Origin of the sequence: Halovenus anhuiensis (assembly GCF_037080055.1) — an archaeon.
Lineage (GTDB): Archaea > Halobacteriota > Halobacteria > Halobacteriales > Haloarculaceae > Halovenus.
Genome location: NZ_JBAOJI010000003.1, coordinates 258,554 through 275,331 on the forward strand (window position 1 = coordinate 258,554; position 16,778 = coordinate 275,331).

The 16,778-nt window shown below is 60.3% G+C and carries 15 protein-coding genes; 5 read left to right on the forward strand and 10 right to left on the reverse strand.

Features of this window, described 5'->3' with window-relative positions; all coding sequences use genetic code 11:
- The 4 genes from V8P86_RS10185 to V8P86_RS10200 are packed head-to-tail and all read right to left on the reverse strand — an operon-like array spanning position 1 to position 2,862.
- Positions 1-252, reverse strand: a complete 252-nt coding sequence (locus tag V8P86_RS10185; RefSeq protein ID WP_442909387.1) for a 50S ribosomal protein L23 — start codon at positions 250-252, stop codon at positions 1-3.
- Positions 252-995: a 50S ribosomal protein L4 gene (rpl4p, locus tag V8P86_RS10190; RefSeq protein ID WP_336327154.1), complete on the reverse strand. Its 744-nt coding sequence runs from the start codon at positions 993-995 to the stop codon at positions 252-254. The genes V8P86_RS10185 and rpl4p overlap by 1 nt, the downstream gene beginning before the upstream one ends.
- A gap of 3 nt (positions 996-998) precedes the next feature.
- A complete protein-coding gene (locus V8P86_RS10195) occupies positions 999-2,006 on the reverse strand; it encodes a 50S ribosomal protein L3 (RefSeq protein WP_336327155.1) in 1,008 nt (335 codons plus the stop codon).
- 4 nt (positions 2,007-2,010) lie between these two features.
- Complete coding sequence (locus tag V8P86_RS10200) at positions 2,011-2,862, reverse strand: putative RNA uridine N3 methyltransferase (protein WP_336327156.1); 852 nt, start codon at positions 2,860-2,862, stop codon at positions 2,011-2,013.
- Between the two features lie 222 nt (positions 2,863-3,084).
- On the opposite strand from V8P86_RS10200, the gene V8P86_RS10205 reads away from it, so the two are divergent.
- Positions 3,085-3,216 (forward strand): hypothetical protein, encoded by a 132-nt coding sequence (locus tag V8P86_RS10205; protein WP_336327157.1) that lies wholly within the window; start codon positions 3,085-3,087, stop codon positions 3,214-3,216.
- Here V8P86_RS10205 and V8P86_RS10210 read toward each other — a convergent pair whose 3' ends face one another.
- Both V8P86_RS10210 and V8P86_RS10215 read right to left on the reverse strand, forming a co-directional pair.
- On the reverse strand, positions 3,217-3,648 hold the full coding sequence (locus tag V8P86_RS10210) for a PaaI family thioesterase (protein WP_336327158.1): 432 nt from the start codon (positions 3,646-3,648) through the stop codon (positions 3,217-3,219).
- A gap of 166 nt (positions 3,649-3,814) precedes the next feature.
- Positions 3,815-3,970, reverse strand: a complete 156-nt coding sequence (locus tag V8P86_RS10215) for a hypothetical protein (RefSeq protein ID WP_336327159.1) — start codon at positions 3,968-3,970, stop codon at positions 3,815-3,817.
- A gap of 149 nt (positions 3,971-4,119) precedes the next feature.
- On the opposite strand from V8P86_RS10215, the gene V8P86_RS10220 reads away from it, so the two are divergent.
- Entirely contained in the window at positions 4,120-5,655 is a 1,536-nt protein-coding gene (locus V8P86_RS10220; RefSeq protein WP_336327160.1) for a globin-coupled sensor protein, read from the forward strand.
- Positions 5,656-6,017: 362 nt separating this feature from the next.
- Here V8P86_RS10220 and V8P86_RS10225 read toward each other — a convergent pair whose 3' ends face one another.
- The 4 genes from V8P86_RS10225 to V8P86_RS10240 all read right to left on the reverse strand — a co-directional run bounded on the left by V8P86_RS10225 (position 6,018) and on the right by V8P86_RS10240 (position 12,673).
- Positions 6,018-6,488, reverse strand: a complete 471-nt coding sequence (locus tag V8P86_RS10225) for a Zn-ribbon domain-containing OB-fold protein (RefSeq protein WP_336327161.1) — start codon at positions 6,486-6,488, stop codon at positions 6,018-6,020.
- Positions 6,489-6,508: 20 nt separating this feature from the next.
- Positions 6,509-7,675 carry a thiolase C-terminal domain-containing protein gene (locus V8P86_RS10230; RefSeq protein WP_336327162.1) on the reverse strand — a complete coding sequence of 389 codons (1,167 nt, stop codon included), beginning with the start codon at positions 7,673-7,675 and terminating at the stop codon, positions 6,509-6,511.
- A 2,426-nt stretch (positions 7,676-10,101) separates the two neighbouring features.
- A complete protein-coding gene (locus V8P86_RS10235) occupies positions 10,102-11,625 on the reverse strand; it encodes an amidohydrolase family protein (protein WP_336327163.1) in 1,524 nt (507 codons plus the stop codon).
- 289 nt (positions 11,626-11,914) lie between these two features.
- Entirely contained in the window at positions 11,915-12,673 is a 759-nt protein-coding gene (locus V8P86_RS10240) for an SDR family NAD(P)-dependent oxidoreductase (protein ID WP_336327164.1), read from the reverse strand.
- 100 nt (positions 12,674-12,773) lie between these two features.
- Between V8P86_RS10240 and V8P86_RS10245 the strand changes: the two genes are divergently transcribed.
- From V8P86_RS10245 to V8P86_RS10255, 3 genes are all read left to right on the forward strand, one after another.
- The gene (locus V8P86_RS10245) at positions 12,774-13,985 is read left to right on the forward strand and encodes an MFS transporter (protein WP_336327165.1); all 1,212 of its coding nucleotides are present in this window, start codon (positions 12,774-12,776) and stop codon (positions 13,983-13,985) included.
- A gap of 71 nt (positions 13,986-14,056) precedes the next feature.
- A complete protein-coding gene (locus V8P86_RS10250) occupies positions 14,057-14,710 on the forward strand; it encodes a CAP domain-containing protein (protein ID WP_336327166.1) in 654 nt (217 codons plus the stop codon).
- Between the two features lie 56 nt (positions 14,711-14,766).
- Positions 14,767-16,734, forward strand: coding sequence for a DEAD/DEAH box helicase (locus V8P86_RS10255; RefSeq protein WP_442909383.1), 1,968 nt, complete (start codon positions 14,767-14,769; stop codon positions 16,732-16,734).
- Positions 16,735-16,778: the final 44 nt, after the last annotated feature.

Consider the following 16,778-nt stretch of genomic DNA (forward strand, 5'->3'; position numbering starts at 1 on the left):
TTAGAACACCCCAATTCGTGACGCGACTTCCTGCGCGTCGTAGTCGTCTGAGAGTGTCAGTTCTGCCTTTTTGTCGCCTTTCGGCGTGATCATGGTATTGATGTCCGTCACTTCGAGGTCGAACTGCTGTTCGACCTCACTCTTGATCTGGTCTTTCTCTGCGTCGGTGTGGCAGATGAAGACCATCTTGTTGTCGAAGTCCATCTTGTCGACGGTCTTCTCCGTGACGTGTGGATGTTTGATGGCGTCCATCATCGGTCAGCCACCTCCTCGACTGCGCTTTCGGTCCAGACAGTGAGTCGACCGGGGTGCGTTCCCGGCGCGAGATCCTCTGCGTTCAGTTCGTCGGCGGTCGTCACGTCCGAACCCGCGAGGTTGCGGGCCGCTCGTGACGGTTCCTCGCTGGTAACAAAGAGGACCGATGTCGGTCGCGTGTACTTGCGGCCACGCGCCGAGCCCTGTCCGGCCTTGATCTTGGTCTCGTCGGCCCGCTCGATGTCGGCCGAAAGGCCGAGTTCCTCGAGCATGGCGACGGCTTCCTGTGTCTTGTAGACTTCCTCGAACTCGTCGGAGACGACGACCGGCAGTTCGACATCCTCGTCGAACTCGTGGCCGCGCTCTGCGACGACTTCGGGATCGGCGGTTGCGGCGATTGCCGAGCGGACCGCTTTCTGTCGCTCCTTGTCGTTGATGTCGAGCGAGCGGTCCTTTTCGGCTTTCGGCGGGTGCGCTGGTCGACCGCCCACCGTCTGTGGGACGCGTCGGCCCTTGCCACCCTCTCGCGGGACGTGTGCCATCCCGCGGCCGCTACCGAACGATTCGGCGGGCGTCCGCATGCCCGCGTACTCGTCGGCACCGTAGTCCTGTTTGCGATTCGCCTGTGCAGCGAGGACGGCCTTCTTGATGAGATCCGGCCGGTACTCGCTCTCGAACACGTCGGGGAGGTCGACCTCTCCGTCCGTGTCGCCCTCGGTTGTGCGTACTGGTACCTGCATAATTTATCCCTGATTCGATGCTGTCGAGACGTACCGAACCTCTGGATCGAGGCGCGGTTGGTCGTTCGGGCGTACTGCGGGGCGCAGGCGGACGAGTCGTTTGTCCGGACCGGGCACCGATCCCTTGACCAAGGCGTACTCGTTGTCGACCTCGCCGTAGTCGATGAATCCGCCCTCGACGGTCGGATCCTCGTCGTCGCCGAGATCGATGAGACGCTTGTTGAGTTCGGTGCGCTGGTGGTACCCCGTCTGTCCCTGCTGGGGGACCGTCGAGCGAACACGGGACGGGTTCCACGGACCGAGGTTACCGATCCGTCGTCGCCAGCCCTGCCGGGCGTGTTTGCCCTTCCGCTTCTGGACGCCCCAGCGTTTGACGGGACCCTGCGTCCCTTTGCCTTTGGTGATGGCCGCCACGTCGGCGTACTCGCCGGCGCGGAACACGTCGTTGACCGAGTACTCCTCGCCGTCGAGGAGGTCGAGACCGAACTCGACGCGGTCTTCGAGTGAGCCGCCACCGACGCGATTCTCCATCACGTCAGGCTCTTTTTTGGGCACGCCGTCGACGTCGTCGGGGACGGTGTACGTGATCGCACGCACGTCGCCGAGTCGACCGTCTTCGAGTGCCTCGTGAATCTGTTCCTCCGAAGCGCCGCCCTCTTCGGGCACGTCGAGTGCCCGCTCGAGGTCTGGGTGGAAATCGTCGGCCCAGACTTCGGTGAGCGGTCGCTTCCCGTACGGTGTGTCTTCGTAGGCTCGAAGCGCAGCAACCCGCATCGGTGGCGTCTCGACGACGGTCACCGGCACTGTCTCCTCCATCCCCTGTCGCGGGGAGTCGGGTTCGTCGTTGATCATCACGACGTGGGTCATGCCGGCTTTGTAGCCGGCGAATCCCTGCAGTGCGGGCTGGCCGTCGTCGTCTGGCCAGCTATTGAAGCGAGGCGTCTCGCTGGACGCTCGCTTGCGCGGGCTGAAGCCCATCGAACCTTTTCGTGGTCGTTCTGGTTGTGGCATGGTGTTAGTCCATGAGGTTCAGGCAGGCAAGTGTCGCAAACACCGCTTCTTCGGTGCGGACGACCTGACTGCCCTGGTTCGGAACCGTATTCAGCCAGAGGTCGAACCCTCCAGTCTCTTTGAAGCCGTCTTCGCGAACGTCCTCTGGTCGGCACCCGATGATTTCGGGGAGACCCCGTTCGGGTGCGCCAAAGGCGACTGTGTAGTCGTGCTCGCCAGCGTCCGCGCCTGCGGACTCGGTGGCGAGTTCGTCCAATCGGTCGGTGCTCAGAACCTCACCGTGCCGCGAGGCGGCGATGGTGAGTCCAGCGTCCGACCGTGATACTGCCGCGTCGAGGTCCGGAGCGTCGACGGTCAGGCCATCTGGCCTACCGACGATCTTGGCTCGGACCGGCTCTCGCGAAGAGACGTCGATGGTGACGCGCTCTCCCTCCGTGAGATCCATCTCGTCGGGGATGGGGAGAGAGATCGGGTGTTGCAGTCCGCAATTGACCCGGACGCGCCCATCGGATACGGCCTTCGTCACGATTCCCTGTCTTAACGACCCCGAATCGGTAGATCCGGAGCCGGTCTGTGAGAGCGAGCGGAGCGGCGGCAGAACGCCCGCGTACGCTAGTTCGTCCCGCGTATCCCAGAGCTCCTTTCGGAGATCCGGGGGCGTTGCGGCGTACTTGAGTACGGTTTCGACGAACCCGTCGTCGTATTTTCGTTCGCCCTCGGGATCGGGGTAGACCGACAAGCGGTCCACACGGAAGACCGTGGCCGCGCGGGCCACGTAACCGATTTTGCGAGTTGCCTCGCGTTTGTCTTCGGCTTCCCGGGCGAGCGACGACGGCACGAGTACGCTGACTGTCATGCCGTAACGCTTCCACGTCGCGCCACTAGACTGTAGCGATTACTCCCGCACGCTAACTTAAAAAGCCCCCGTTTCGTTTGCGGGCTGAGAGGCGTTCACATGCGGTTTTCGGCGGGTCTATCGCCGATTTTGTTCGGCTTACTCGTGGGGAATGGTCACACAGTGTTTCCAAGCGAGAACCACTGGAAAATAATCATGCAATCGTGTTCGGGAACAGTACGTATGGACGACATTCTACTCGGGGTGCTCAAGGGCGGGGAGGTCGTCGTCGACTTTGTCGGGGAGATCTATCAGAAGATCCGCGGAGGCGACGAGGACGAAAGTGAGGACGAGAAGTCCGATTCTACGGAGTGATCACTCGTAGCCGATCTCCGCATCGAGTTCGATCTCGCTGGGGACGAAGGTTGCAGTCGCCCGCGCCAACTGATTGCCGTCGTCGTCTTCGACGACGGATTCGGCGATGTACTGGCCAGGGTGTTCGTGCAAGACTTCGCCGCGAGCATGCATCGTCCCTTCCGAGATGGGTCGCGTCAGATAGAGGTTCATCTGCGTCGTCAGCACGAACACGTCCTCAACCAGCGAGTTCGCCGCGAAGAAGGCAGCGTCGTCTAGCGCCTTGAAGTAGGCCGTCCCGTGGACTGCACCGCCGGGGTGATAGAGTTTTTCCGAGACTGGTAGATCGAGCGTCGCTTCTCCCTCGGAGATGGTCAACTCCGGGTCGAAGAAGTCGTTGATCGGCGCGTGGTCGTGATACATCCGTTCGAGTTTGCGGTAGTGTTCTGACATCGGTAATCTGGTTGGCGTTCGACGGGGGCGGTAGTAAGCGCTGGGGGTTGGCGAATCGAAATCCCCGTGCTGAAACTCACCGGCGAAGCGATAGCGAGTGTGATGGGGCTGAACGATCAGATGACTGGCACACAATTTCCCCCCGGTTTCGACCGGCCCACAGCCACTACTGCCTGTCCGGCCACGGGACGGTCACTGTCCGATCGGTGGCGAACAGCCCAAACAGTGCAAATAGCCCGAACAGTGCGGGTTCGTTCGTCACGATGCCGAACACACCCAGTATGCCAAAAACGCCGAGTCGATTTACGTTCAGTTCTGTCATGGTTGCCAATCGAGATTGTCTCCCGAGACTGCGCTGTAGTCCGCGTGCAGTCTGCTGTTCTGCTGTGATCTTTCTGGTAAACTGTATATATCAGTTACACCCCAATATTGCGCACATTTATACGCTCCGAGTTAATGAGCCACGTAGCAATGGGAACGAATCGGTACGGTATGGCGGATTTTGGGGATGGTGGACTGAACTCCGAACTCGATTTAGCTGCACTCGTTTCAGAGATCGGCCTCGACGACGCTGATATCCAGTGGCGCAAGGAGTTCATCGGGTTCGACGAACGTGACGCCCAGCGGCTGAGCACCTACGAGGAGACATTCGAGAACAACGCAGATCAGATCGCGGAGGACTTCTACGAACACTTGACGGCCTACGATGAGACCACCGAAGTGATCGGTCGCTCTCCGAAGTCGGTCGAGCAGCTAAAACGGACTCAGTCTGCGTATTTCGTTACGCTCGCCCGCGGCGAGTACGGACGCGATTACTTCCAGAACAGAGCCAGAATCGGCAAGTTACACGATCTGTTGGATATGCCGATGAAGCAGTATCTCGGCCAGTATGTGGTGTACTTCGAGATGTTGCTTCCGCTCGTCGGGTCACGACTCGGCGACGCACTTACCGAACGCCTGGCTGCCACCGCAGACTCGCCAGCGTCCGATCGGGGACTTCCGGACGATTTCGAGGCCATCATCGACGACGAAATCGAGTCGGCAATGGACGATCTCCTTTCGATGTTGCGGATCACCAATCTCGATATGCAGATTGTCGTCGACACCTACATGCACTCCTACAACGAGAACCTCCGCGACGAAATCGCACAGCAGGAGGAGATCAGACACAACGTCGAAGCAGCCGTCGAGGAGGCCGATGCAACCGCCGAAGAAGTGGCGGCCCGGACTGAGGGGGTCGTCGACCTCGCGGAGGCGCAGGCCGATTCGATGGAAGACGCATCGAGAGAGGTTGCAGACATGTCGGCTACGATCGAAGAGATCGCCTCGACGGCCCAGCAAGTCGCAGCGACGAGCCAACAGGCGGAGCAACTGGCCGAAGAGGGGCGCGAGTCGGCAACGACGGCAATCGAACTCATGGAGCGCGTCGACGACTCGACTGCCGAGGTCACCGCCGACGTGGATCGACTCGAATCCCGGATCGACGAAATCGACGAGATTGTCGACGTGATCGACGACATCGCCGATCAGACGAACATGCTCGCGCTGAACGCCTCGATCGAAGCCGCTCGTGCCGGCGAGGCCGGCGATGGATTCGCCGTCGTCGCGGAGGAAGTCAAGTCGCTGGCTGAGCAGTCCCAGCAGCGAGCGAGTGAAATCGAAGAGATGGTCGAGCAGATCAAATCCGATACGAACAGTGCCGTGGCGAGTCTGGAAGAGACGACCCGACAGGTCGATCAGGGAATCGAGCAGGTGACAGAGTCGATGGAGACACTCAGAGATATCGCCGAGGCCATTCAGGAGACGAACCGCGGCATCCAGGAAGTCTCGAGCGCTACCGACGACCAGGCGGGAAGTGCAGAGACGGTCGCGTCGATGATCGACGAACTGCTTACACAGGCCGACGAGGTCGCAGACGAAGTCGACCAGATCGCGACAGCGAACGAACGGCAGGCGGACCGCGTGTCAGAGATCAGCCAGACCGTCGACCGCCTCGGAAACGAGTGATCGACAGAACGATCGGACAATTCCGGCGTAGCGTCAGGGAGCCAAAGACGGATCTGTAAGGTGGTTGTTTCCATCGTGGAACTGGCCGACTGCGCTGGGACGTGGACCTGCGTAATGGCCGGCGGTTATCCTACCTGATCTGAAATATATTCTACGTACCGTGCAAGATACATAGCGCAAGTCTTGCACGACCGTTCGGTTTGTTCACAAGCAGGTGTCGCCCCCTGATGTCAGCCGCTATACCCAGCGCCTCGGGTACGTCACCGCACCTGAACCGACTTCCAGAACTCCTGGGAAGGCGAAGCCCCCGTCGGTCACGTCACGCGTTCACTGCAAACGAACATCGTCTGTGTTCTGTCTGTTTACACCGGCTTGAAGACGTGGATCGGCCAGTCCTCTTCGTAGGAGAGTTGGAACTCCGGGTCGATGCCAATCGCCTCGGGATCGCAGACCTGCAACTCCACGCGATCACCAATAGACACCTCTTCGAGCGGCGCCTCAACGCGGCCGGACAGCCGTGCCGACGAATCGAGTTCGATGACAGCGACGGTAATCGGTGCCAGATCGGCGAACGCTGACGGGGGCCGATTGACCGAGGTGTACGAGATCACTTCGCCGGTTCGGGGCTGTTCCTCGAGGGTGACTGCTCGGCTGCCGCAGTTGTAACAGGCCGGCCGGGGCGGGAGCATGTGTTCGTCACACTCCGTACACTGGGCGGCTACCAACTGGCCGTCCGCCAGGTCGGCGAAGAAGCCGGGCAGCGTGAACGGCGAGTCGGCGGTGATGTCGTCCGGTGCGAGCGGTCCCGTGGTGGTAGCGTCTGTGTCTTGCATTGGTGAATTACGTTTTTCGGTCATTGTGCTGTCAGGACGGTTGCGACAGTGTGGGCGTCGGCAACGCCGCCTTCGTTAATAAGCAGGGCCGTGTCGGCGTCGGCCACCTGGCGGTCCTGGGCACGGTCTGTAAGCTGTTCGTAGGCTTCGACCGCCTGAAGTATCCCGGTCGCACCGATGGGGTGTCCGCGGGCTTTTAGCCCACCGCTCGTGTTGATCTCGACGTCGGTCCAGCCCGCCGATCGATCTTCCGGCGCTTCGACGGTTTCGATGCCGTGTCCCTTGGGCGCGAATTCCGCTGCCTCAGCCAGCAGCGCTTCACAGACGGTGAAGGCATCGTGGACTTCTGCGATGTCGATGTCAGAAGCGGTGACGCCGGCGTCCTCGTAGGCGGTCGTGGCAGCGACATTCGCCCCCTCGACGTAGGTGAGATCCCGTTCGGCGACAGCAAGGTTGTTGGCCGCCGAGCCGACACCCGCTATCCGGACCGAATCCTCGCGGTCCAGCAGAGCATCCGCCACCTCGTCGTTCGCGACGACAACGGCCGCGGCGCCGTCGGTGACCGGCGCACAATCGTACAGCTTCAGCGGTGGGGCGACGTCGTCAGCGTCCATCACCGTCTCGAGGTCGACCGCCTGTTGGAACATCGCCCGTGGATTGTCAGCTGCGTTCCGATGGTTCTTGACGGCAATCCGGGCCAAGTCCTCCTCAGTTGCGTCGGTTTCGTGGAGGTACCGCCGCGCCAACAGCGCGTACGTGGCGGGCGCCGTAATTCCAGACCGTTGTTCGAGTGCTCGCTCGAAGGCGGCGCCCAAGGCGTTCGTCGCGCCCTCAGTGCCGCCGGCGGTCATCTTCTCGACGCCGCAGGCCAGTACCGCGTCGTGGACGCCAGCCCGGACGTCCCTGACAGCGTTTTTGAGCGCGAGCGCGCCGGCAGCCGCACACGCCTCAACACGCTCTGCGGGAACGTTCCGCAGGCCAGCCCATTCGGCCATGAGCGTTCCCTGCATGATCTGATTCTCGTACCGTTCGGACTGGGCACCAACGTACAGCCCGTCGACGACCTCCGCCGGGTCGGGCAACTCCGCGAACGCCTCCGCTACAGCTCGTGAGAACAGGTCGCGGCCGGGCAGGTCCGTCTTCCCCAGTGGGGAGGCACCGACTGCGATAAGATTGGCTGTGGACATCCTCTATCAGTTGTCAACTACTGATGTTAAGCGTTTGGTGAGAAGCAGTCAGATGGCGACTCTGGTCGGCGCAACCACTGATTCAGACGATGCAGTAAGTAAATGTATATGTGACTGGTCTCCATCGTTAAGTTCGAATTGCCGGGATGAGTCGGTCGTAATCTTTTCATCAACAAAAGATTCACCAGGCAAATCATCAACATCTTCTCCGAGGCTGGCTGTGTGTTCACCAGTATTTATTGTATCACCAATTTTTCAGCTTCGTGGTTATTCCAGGCTTCTCCGTCATAATCGCCTATAAAACCCGCCAATGCGCTATCACCCAGCGCAGAGCATAGTAGTCTTTAGAGATGGTTATTCACTTTTGAAATCGAAAGTTGCTCAAGAGCAGCATCGATCGCTGTCGTCAACTCGTTGAGGTTGTGGAGGCTGCGCCTTCGATGGCTGGCGGCGTCGTTATCCTAGGGACTGCGGGGCTCTGTGCAATGAGATGAAGTGGTGAGGTGGCTCGGCGTGTTGCCATCTTTGATACCTTGAATTGTCTAACCGTGTTTGCACTTCTCGTCCATACCCTGAGTGCTAACTACATGCTCTGTATCTTGCACGGCACTTTTGATGAATTCCTGACAACCAGTACATCTCATTGGTCGCTGTTTCACTTGTACTAATCAATGGGGTGGTGACAGAATCTGGACAGGATCTGTCCCATGCCACTGTAGTAGACAGGAAACTCGATTTCTCTACCAGAGAGTCTCACTGTGGATTTATACCGGTGGGCATAAACATCGTCTCTATGCCCTCCAGAAAGACAATTGGCGCAGCACCACTCATAACGGGAATCATTCTTGCGGTCCAATCGGCACAGGCGACCGTCCAAAGCGGACTCTCGCTTTGGTCAGCTTCCGGCGTTGTCGGCGGTTGTGCTGCTATTTTCGTTGGTCTCGGTACATTACTTGAATGGGGGAGATTTGATCAGAAACCTTCTGATAGCAGTCCGGCCACATTTGCAGTTCTTGGGGTTGCTATCGTCGCAATCATCGCTGGAGCAATCGTTGCTGTGCTGTAGATTCAGTCGTTACGAAGCCAGCAATGCAGTCTCAGCGGAAGAAGCAGTGATGTGGTGAATACCATTGTCCTCCAGAGAGATGGGAGCAGATCACCAGGCTGTGATGGCCGGTCTTATTGCGATCAGTGCGGTCATCGTCGCAACACTCGGTTCAGTCAGTACGTCTGCAAATTGAACAATCTAGTATATGATATCTCACGTGTGTTATTGCAGACTGTGCAGGATGTAACGCGCATAATCAGTACGGGGACCGATTCGATTCTCAAGAAAAGTGAACGAAATACCAGTTGTCGTCATACTGAGCAAGTGCGTTAGGTCTATTGTTCTCGTCCGTGAGTTGACTACGGAGATCACTGAATGCGTCCGAATATGGTCGACACTCCGTGTATGTCCTTTCGATTGCTTGTGTGATGATGTCTCGCTGTTGGCTCGTGAGAGAATCGAGGGTAGTACCGCGTTCCCTGCGGATATATCTGGAAAATTCCTCTGGTGATTCAGCTACAAGTTCCGTAGAGATTGTTGTGCTCGTAATCTCGACCGCTCGTTGCTCATCGAAGTCCAATCGTAACAATACATCGTTCCAGCGGAGATAGAGGTTGTCCGTCTCAGGGACAAATATCGATCGGTCCCGCTGCTCCTCATTTTCGTACGCGAACACCGCCGAGAACGAATAATGCGGTGCGTGAAGGAGATGTGGATCCCCGACAGCACTGAGGAGCGATTCACGGTCGTGAGCCGGGAGATCAGTAAATGAGTGGATCCGGGTGGTGTTCGGAAGCGTTGATTCATCGACACCGATGTCGGCCGAGTAGTCGTACCCCGCCGTCTCCGTCGCGTCGAAATCAGTCGTTTTGACGTGATAGAAGTCCGCAGATTCTGTGACGACGTATCTTTTCGTCGGGTGCAGCGAGTAATAGCTCCGAGACGTAGACTCACCAGTCTCTGACTCGAGTGCGTGAGTCACGAGAGCCTGTGAGGCGTAAGGTAGCGATTCGAGATAGGTACTGAACTCATTTTGACCGTGAGCCGCCGTTACCTGTTGTAAGGAAAAGTGGGTGCTGTCGGGGCACGAGTCCGATTGCCCATCACGGCCCAGCATTCGGAGACACCCAGCAGTCGGGAGGCTCGTGACCCCAATAACTGCCAGAACCGTTCGGCGTTTCATACGAGTGTGTACCGGATACTCTGATAAGTCCCTATTGTACGGTCAAATACCCGCTTGACACCTGCCAACGACACTGGCCCCAGCTGCCACTGACTCCGTTCTACACTCCTTGAAACGAATGCGTTTTGCTGATCCCACGCTCGCTAGCCAATAGTTTCTCAAATGACCTGTCTGATGGCCGTTGCAACGGCATGTTCAGTTTGCGAACGGAAGTGAGTCTTTCGTGGACTGGACGGCGATCCGACTGAGCATATGAACTGGCCCACGTTTGGGGAGGCTCTTGGCCACGTCAAGTGTGCCAGGCGAGTCGCTGCCCGTCCGTGAGAACGTCCACTCCGATTCTGTCTCGAACCGCTCAAGCGCACCTCTGACACGTTCTTGGACAGCACTCGGCTCGACGGTCTGGTATTCACCGTGGTCCAGCAAGATGGCGCCGTCAACGATGACCGTCTCCACATCTGCCGGTGCGGCGTGGCCAACGAGGTGCCCGGACACGTTCGTCGAGGGAGTGAATTTCGGGGCATCCCACCTGAGGACAATCAGGTCTGCTCGCTTACCGGGTTCCAGACTGCCGATTTCGTCGCCGACGCCGAGGGCTCGCGCACTCTCAATTGTCAACATCCGCAGCAGTTCCACGGAGTCGAACTGGTTGGCACCTTTCTTCAGGTTGGCCGCGAGCCGCGCTTGCCTCGCCTCGCCGAACATACTGTAGGAGTCGTGCCAGTAGTGGTCGTCAATGCCCAATCCGACATCTACACCTGCCGCGCGCAGCTCCGGGACCGGCGTCCACTGCATATCCGGGTCAACATTCCAGTGACAGAAGATGGACGGACAGTGAGCGACTGACACGCCCGCCTCGGCGGTTCGTTCGATGTCTTCCTCGTCCGCGACGCGGTAGTGTGCGCCCACGAGGCGGTCGTTCAATAGCCCCACTTCGTCGAGCAGGTTCAGTGAATCCTCGCCACCGCTTGAGCGCGCTACTGTATTGCTCTGCTCTAATTCCAGAAGGTGCGTATGGACCATGATGTCTGGATACTCTGCCGCAAGATCCGCACACTGCTCCCACAGATCTCCGGTGACCGACCAATCGTCGTGCGGACAGAGCGTCGCCCGGATACGGTCATCGTAGCTTCCGTGGTACTGCTCGGTAAACGACCGGAATCGGTCGATCTGTTCCTCAACGGGGTGGTCCCAAAAGAGGTCCGAAATACTTGGGCCAAAGAATCCCCGGAGTCCGGTCTCGGCGTACGCGTCGATACCCGCTCGTGGCCGAGCGTCCATCGAATTTACTGTCGTCACGCCGCCGCGAAGGAAGTTGAGTGCGGCTAACTCCATGCCTGACTCTATGAGATAGTCGAGATCGCCAGTCCAGAAGTCGTCGTACAGCGCGGTCATCCGGGTCATCATCTCCGTGAGTTCCATGTCGCTGAACGCCCCGAACAACGCCGTCATCTCCAGATGCGTGTGCGCGTTCACCAGCCCCGGCATCACGAGTTTCCCGTCACCGTTGATAACACAGTCAGCGTCACAGGTCGGATCTTCGTCGCGCGTGCACCGCACCTCGGTAATCACGTTGTCATGGACTACCACCGTCCCGTTCTCGAAAATTCTGTTGTCCCCGTCAACCGTCACTACCACTGCGTCGTGGATTACGACGTCCGCTTCGTCTGCCGATCTGTCGGCACCGACAGAAGAGCTTTGATCGGTTGGCGCTGTCATATCTTGATTTACGCTTGTCGAGCGGTATATGTGATGGAAGAGTATTTCAGGACCTGAAACAGGGTGGTATGTCTGTCTAGCATCTCGACATTGGTCCGGGTTCTTGACCGGACCAATGGTATCACGGATTATCTGAGAGTGCTGCTGAATCTACTCTCTGTATCTTGCACGGGACTTCTAATGAATTCTTAATAGGAAGTACAACTCCATCGGTCACAACACGGCCTATACCGAGCGATTCGGGAGGCCAAAAGATGGGTGTCTGAACTCGTCTCTAAGTTCGTTCAGCTTAGCAACTGGAGAAGCCACCGTCGACGACGAGTGCTTCACCGGTGATCCAGTCCGCCTCGTCGGAGGCGAGAAAGAGCATCGCGTTGGCGATATCTTCGGGTTTGCCCAGCCGTTTGAGGGGGTACTCCTCGGACATCTCGTTTTTCGTGTACTCCCACTCCTCTTCGCTGAGACTGCGCCGCGGCATCGAGGTGTCGGTGATGCCGGGACAGACCGCATTGACCCGGACGCCGTGGGGGCCGACTTCTGCCGCCACCGCTCGCGTGAAGTTGACGACCGCCCCCTTCGTGAGTGAGTACGCCGAGAGCATCGGTGCGCCGATGACGCCCGCGAGCGAGGCTGTATTGACGATTGCGCCGCTGCCCTGCTTCTTGAAGTGGCTCATTGCGGCGACGGTCCCGTTCCAGACGCCTTTGATATTCACGTCGATCAACTGATCGCGCTGCTCGTCACCGATGTCCTCGACGTGGATTCGCTCGTGGCTGATGCCCGCGTTGTTGAGTAGGATATCCAGGCCGTACTCCTCGACGGTCGCGCCGATGGACGATTTGAATGCTTCCCGGTCGCGCACGTCGAGTTCGTGAGCGACGCCCTCGCCGCCCAGTTCTTCGACCTGTTCGATGGTCTCCTCTGCACCCTCCAGATCGACATCTGCGGTGACAATCGTCGCGCCCTCCTTCGCGAATCGTTTCGCTGCTGCGCGGCCTAACCCGGAGCCGCCGCCTGTGATAAACGCTGTCTTGTTTTCGAGTCGCATGCCATACCCGCCGGCCGGCACTGATATAAAATACTGGGTCATCCGTAGGAGGACCGCCGGATGAACGGATCTTTCCGCTCGCCGCTCCCAGTCCCCGGTAATGACCGAGCAGCCGGTATCGTGGCGCTCGTACGCGCTGGTCCTCACGGGGACGCTGGTCTACACGTCGCTGATGTTCAGTTGGTTTTCCCTGCCTGCGTATCTCTCGACGATCAACGGAGACGTGGGGCTGTCGGGTACCGAAGCCGGGATGCTCGCCGGCGCGGTGCCGCTGACGTACGTTCCGCTGGCGCTGTTTTCGGGGCTCGCCGTCGACCGGATCGGTCCCGGCCGCAGTCTCGCCGTCGCGCTGGGCTGTATCGGGACGGCACAGATCGCCCGCAGTGCAGCCCCGGGGTTTGTCGGCCTGCTCGTGACGACAATCGCACTCGGCGTCGGGGCGACGCTGGTCACCTTCGGCCTCCCGAAACTCGTCTCGGTGCTTTTCCCGCCCGACGCGACTGGGTTTCCGTCCTCGATCTATCTGGTCGGGGCGTCGACCGGCACCGCCGCAGCCTTCAGCCTCGGCCGGCCGTTGATCGGGCCCGCGCTGGGTGGCTGGCGACCGCTTTTCTTCTGGACCGGCATCGTCGTCCTCGGCTACGCCGTCGTCTGGCTGGTCATCGTCTGGTCGTCGAGACTCGGCAGTGGGGCCGCGAACAGAGCTGACACGGCCGAGCAGCCACCGATGCTCGGGGATCTGAAGACCGTGCTGCGCCACCGAGAGCTCCGGCTGGTCGTCGTCCTCGGGATCACCTACCTGCTCATCATTCACGGCTTGCAGGGCTGGCTCCCGACGATTCTGGAAGCCCGCGGGCTCTCCGCCAGCCGTGCGGGGCAGACGACAACGATGCTCGTCGGGGCGAACGTCGTCGGAATTTTGACCGTCCCTAGCCTCGCGGATCGACTCGACGCCCGCCGAGCCGCCATCGTCGGAGCAAGCGCCATCGCTGGTCTCGGTGTCGTAGGGATCATCGGTGGCGGGCTCACGCCGCTGGTCGTCGCCGGTATCGTCGGGGCAGGACTCGGCGTCGGGGGGCTGTCGCCGATGGTCCGAGCGGTTCCGCCGGCGCTGGAGGGGATCGGCGCTCGGTTGACCGGGACGGCAGTCGGACTCGTCTTCGCAATTGGCGAACTCGGCGGCTTCGCCGGCCCGTTCTTGATCGGGCTGTTCAGAGATGCCACCGGGTCGTTCGTCCCGGGGCTTTCGCTCCTCGCAATTAGCGGTATCGCTGCCGTCCTCGCTGGCGCTCGGCTCGAAACCGTAGGATGAGCGCGCTTGCCGACAGCAGCGTTGCAACAGCCGGCACAACGCTCATTCGGCAGCGGACCCTGTTTTCGGATATGGCGACCCGCTCCGGTGGTGGTGTGGATACCCCGGACCGCGATGATCGGGCAGTCACGACCAGCGATCTCTGGACGGTGCTCGCCGGAATTGTTCTCGGGATGGTTGTTCTCGGCAGCGTGCTGTACGTCGGTGGGGCGAGTCCGCTTGGCCCGCCGGCCGACGATCAGTCGGCGCCGAATACGAGCGACGAGGTGGCCCCGGAACTGAATACGACCCTCGCAGAGCAGCAGATCACCGAGGCGATCAACGACGAGCGGACGGCCCGCGGTATCGAACCAGTCGAACACGAGGATGCTATCGCCGTCGTCGCCCGCAACCACAGCCGAGATATGATCGAGCGGGGGTACTACGCCCACGAATCACCCGAGGGCGAGACGGCCTTCGAGCGAATCGAGGAGGGGCCGGCCTCCTGCGGGACCGTCGGTGAGAACATTGCCGCGACGTGGTGGTACGAACCGTTCGAGACGACCGACGGTGAGCGCAATCGCCACACGACTGTCGAGGAACTGGCCGACGGCCTCGCCGAGCAGTGGCTCAATTCCCAAAGTCACCGCGAGAACATGCTCGACCCGCGCTGGGACCGGACTGGCGTCGGTGTCGCGGTGGCTGACGACGGCGAGGTCCTCGTCACGCAGAACTTCTGTGCGTAGGTGCGCCAGACCCGATGACGCAAGCCGTTTGTTTGCTGGGGCGTTAGTCCCGGGCAGTGACAGACGAACCCGATACAGACAGTTCGGACGGCGACCTCCCGGAATCGGACCCCGCGGGGTCTGACAGCGGGCAGGTCGGGCCTGACGAACAGAACACCGCCGACAGTACGGATGCAGATCTGTTCTACGACGCGCTGGAAGCGGTCGGTCGGCCGGTGCTCACTGCCACCCGGTATGCACAACTCAGGGAGTGTACACAGGACGAGGCAATCGAGGAACTGGACGACCTTGTTGATGCTGGAACGACCGAGCGTCTCGACGTGGCCAGCGATCCCGTGGTCTGGTATCCTGTCGATTGGACGCGGATGACCGACCGCGAGCGAGTGATCCTGTTTCCGGACCGCCGCGAGATCGTGGTCGACCAGCCCGAGCAGTTCACCCGCGCACAGCTCTCGCAGTTCGCGCATCTCGTCGATACCACCGGCTCCGGAGCCTACAAGTACGAAATCAGACAGGAGGACATCTGGCAGGCCCCCTACGAGACGCTGGAGGACCTGCTCGGCACGGTTCGGTCGGTTCTGCCCGAGCGATCCGACGCGCTCGAATCGTGGATTCGCTCACAGTACGAACGCGCAAACAAATTCCTCCTGCGGACCCACGAGGACGGGTACACCGTCTTGGAAGCGGAATCGGCGGATTTGATGGGCAACGTCGCCCGACAGAAACTCGACGACGAACAACTTCGCGCACCCATCTCCGATACCGAGAGCTGGGTCGCCGAGGAGTCTATCGCCGAGGTCAAGCGAATCCTCTACGAGGCGGGCTATCCCGTCCGTGACGAGCGTGATCTGGACAGCGGCGAACGGCTCCCTGTCGAGTTGAATCTCGAACTGCGTTCCTACCAGCAGCAGTGGGTCTCGAACTTCCTCGAAACAGCGTCGGGTGTGCTCGTCGGCCCACCGGGCAGCGGCAAGACCGTCGCCGCGCTGGGTATTCTAAGCGAAATCGAGGGTGAGACGCTGATTCTCGTGCCGGGCCGGGAACTGGCCAGCCAGTGGCGCGACGAGATTCTCGCACGAACGACCCTTGATCCCGAGCAGGTCGGAGAGTATCACGGCGGACAGAAAAAAATTCGACCGGTCACCATCGCCACCTATCGAACGGCGGGCATGGACCGACACCGCCAACTGTTCGACAGCCGCGAGTGGGGGTTGATCATCTACGATGAGGTTCATCACATCTCCGCACCCGTCTATCGCCGCAGTGCCGACCTGCAGACTCGCCACAGACTCGGGCTGTCGTCGAGTCCAGTCCGTGAGGACGACAACGAGAGCGATATCTTCACCCTGATCGGCCCGCCGATTGGAACTGACTGGGACGGCCTGTTCGAGGCCGGCTACGTCGCCGAACCGGAGGTCGAAATCAGGTTCGTTCCGTGGGGCGAGCGCGATCACAGAAATCAGTACGTCAGTTCTGAGGGCCACGAACGCCGCCAACTCGCTGCGACCAATCCCGCGAAACTGACCGAAATCGAGGCGCTGCTGCAGACCCACCCCGACGAGCAGGCGCTGGTGTTCGTCGAGTATCTCGATCAGGGTCAGGCCTATTCGGACGCACTCGATGCCCCCTTCATCAGCGGCGAGATGCCCCACGCCCGCCGTGAACAGTTCTTCGAGCAGTTCCGCAACGGGACGCTGTCGACGCTGATCGTCTCCCGCGTCGGCGACGAAGGGATCGATCTCCCGAGCGCTGCCCTCGCAATCGTCGCCTCCGGACTCGGCGGGTCGCGCCGACAGGGGACCCAGCGCGCCGGCCGGACGATGCGCCCGACCGGCCGCGCGCAGATGTACGTCCTCGCGACACAGGGCACCCGCGAGGAGGAGTTTGCCCGCCGCCGCATGCGCCATCTCGCCGAGAAGGGCGTCCGAGTGACGGAGACGACAGTCGAATCCGGCGGGATCGACGATGTGATAGAGGTCGAGGGTGGATCAGCGGAGCACGACGGCGACTCAGGTGAGGAGTAATATTTGAAGACATCGACCGAGACGAAGTGTGCTGCCGAGCTAGC

Bases quoted from the DNA above. Each gene is read 5' to 3' on its own strand.
- V8P86_RS10225 (WP_336327161.1), bottom strand. From the start codon at position 6,488: ATGCAAGACACAGACGCTACCACCACGGGACCGCTCGCACCGGACGAC.
- V8P86_RS10230 (WP_336327162.1), bottom strand. From the start codon at position 7,675: ATGTCCACAGCCAATCTTATCGCAGTCGGTGCCTCCCCACTGGGGAAG.
- V8P86_RS10215 (WP_336327159.1), bottom strand. From the start codon at position 3,970: ATGACAGAACTGAACGTAAATCGACTCGGCGTTTTTGGCATACTGGGT.
- V8P86_RS10220 (WP_336327160.1), top strand. From the start codon at position 4,120: ATGGGAACGAATCGGTACGGTATGGCGGATTTTGGGGATGGTGGACTG.
- V8P86_RS10240 (WP_336327164.1), bottom strand. From the start codon at position 12,673: ATGCGACTCGAAAACAAGACAGCGTTTATCACAGGCGGCGGCTCCGGG.
- V8P86_RS10250 (WP_336327166.1), top strand. From the start codon at position 14,057: ATGGCGACCCGCTCCGGTGGTGGTGTGGATACCCCGGACCGCGATGAT.
- V8P86_RS10210 (WP_336327158.1), bottom strand. From the start codon at position 3,648: ATGTCAGAACACTACCGCAAACTCGAACGGATGTATCACGACCACGCG.
- V8P86_RS10195 (WP_336327155.1), bottom strand. From the start codon at position 2,006: ATGCCACAACCAGAACGACCACGAAAAGGTTCGATGGGCTTCAGCCCG.
- V8P86_RS10245 (WP_336327165.1), top strand. From the start codon at position 12,774: ATGACCGAGCAGCCGGTATCGTGGCGCTCGTACGCGCTGGTCCTCACG.
- V8P86_RS10235 (WP_336327163.1), bottom strand. From the start codon at position 11,625: ATGACAGCGCCAACCGATCAAAGCTCTTCTGTCGGTGCCGACAGATCG.
- V8P86_RS10205 (WP_336327157.1), top strand. From the start codon at position 3,085: ATGGACGACATTCTACTCGGGGTGCTCAAGGGCGGGGAGGTCGTCGTC.
- V8P86_RS10185 (WP_442909387.1), bottom strand. From the start codon at position 252: ATGGACGCCATCAAACATCCACACGTCACGGAGAAGACCGTCGACAAG.
- V8P86_RS10200 (WP_336327156.1), bottom strand. From the start codon at position 2,862: ATGACAGTCAGCGTACTCGTGCCGTCGTCGCTCGCCCGGGAAGCCGAA.
- rpl4p (WP_336327154.1), bottom strand. From the start codon at position 995: ATGCAGGTACCAGTACGCACAACCGAGGGCGACACGGACGGAGAGGTC.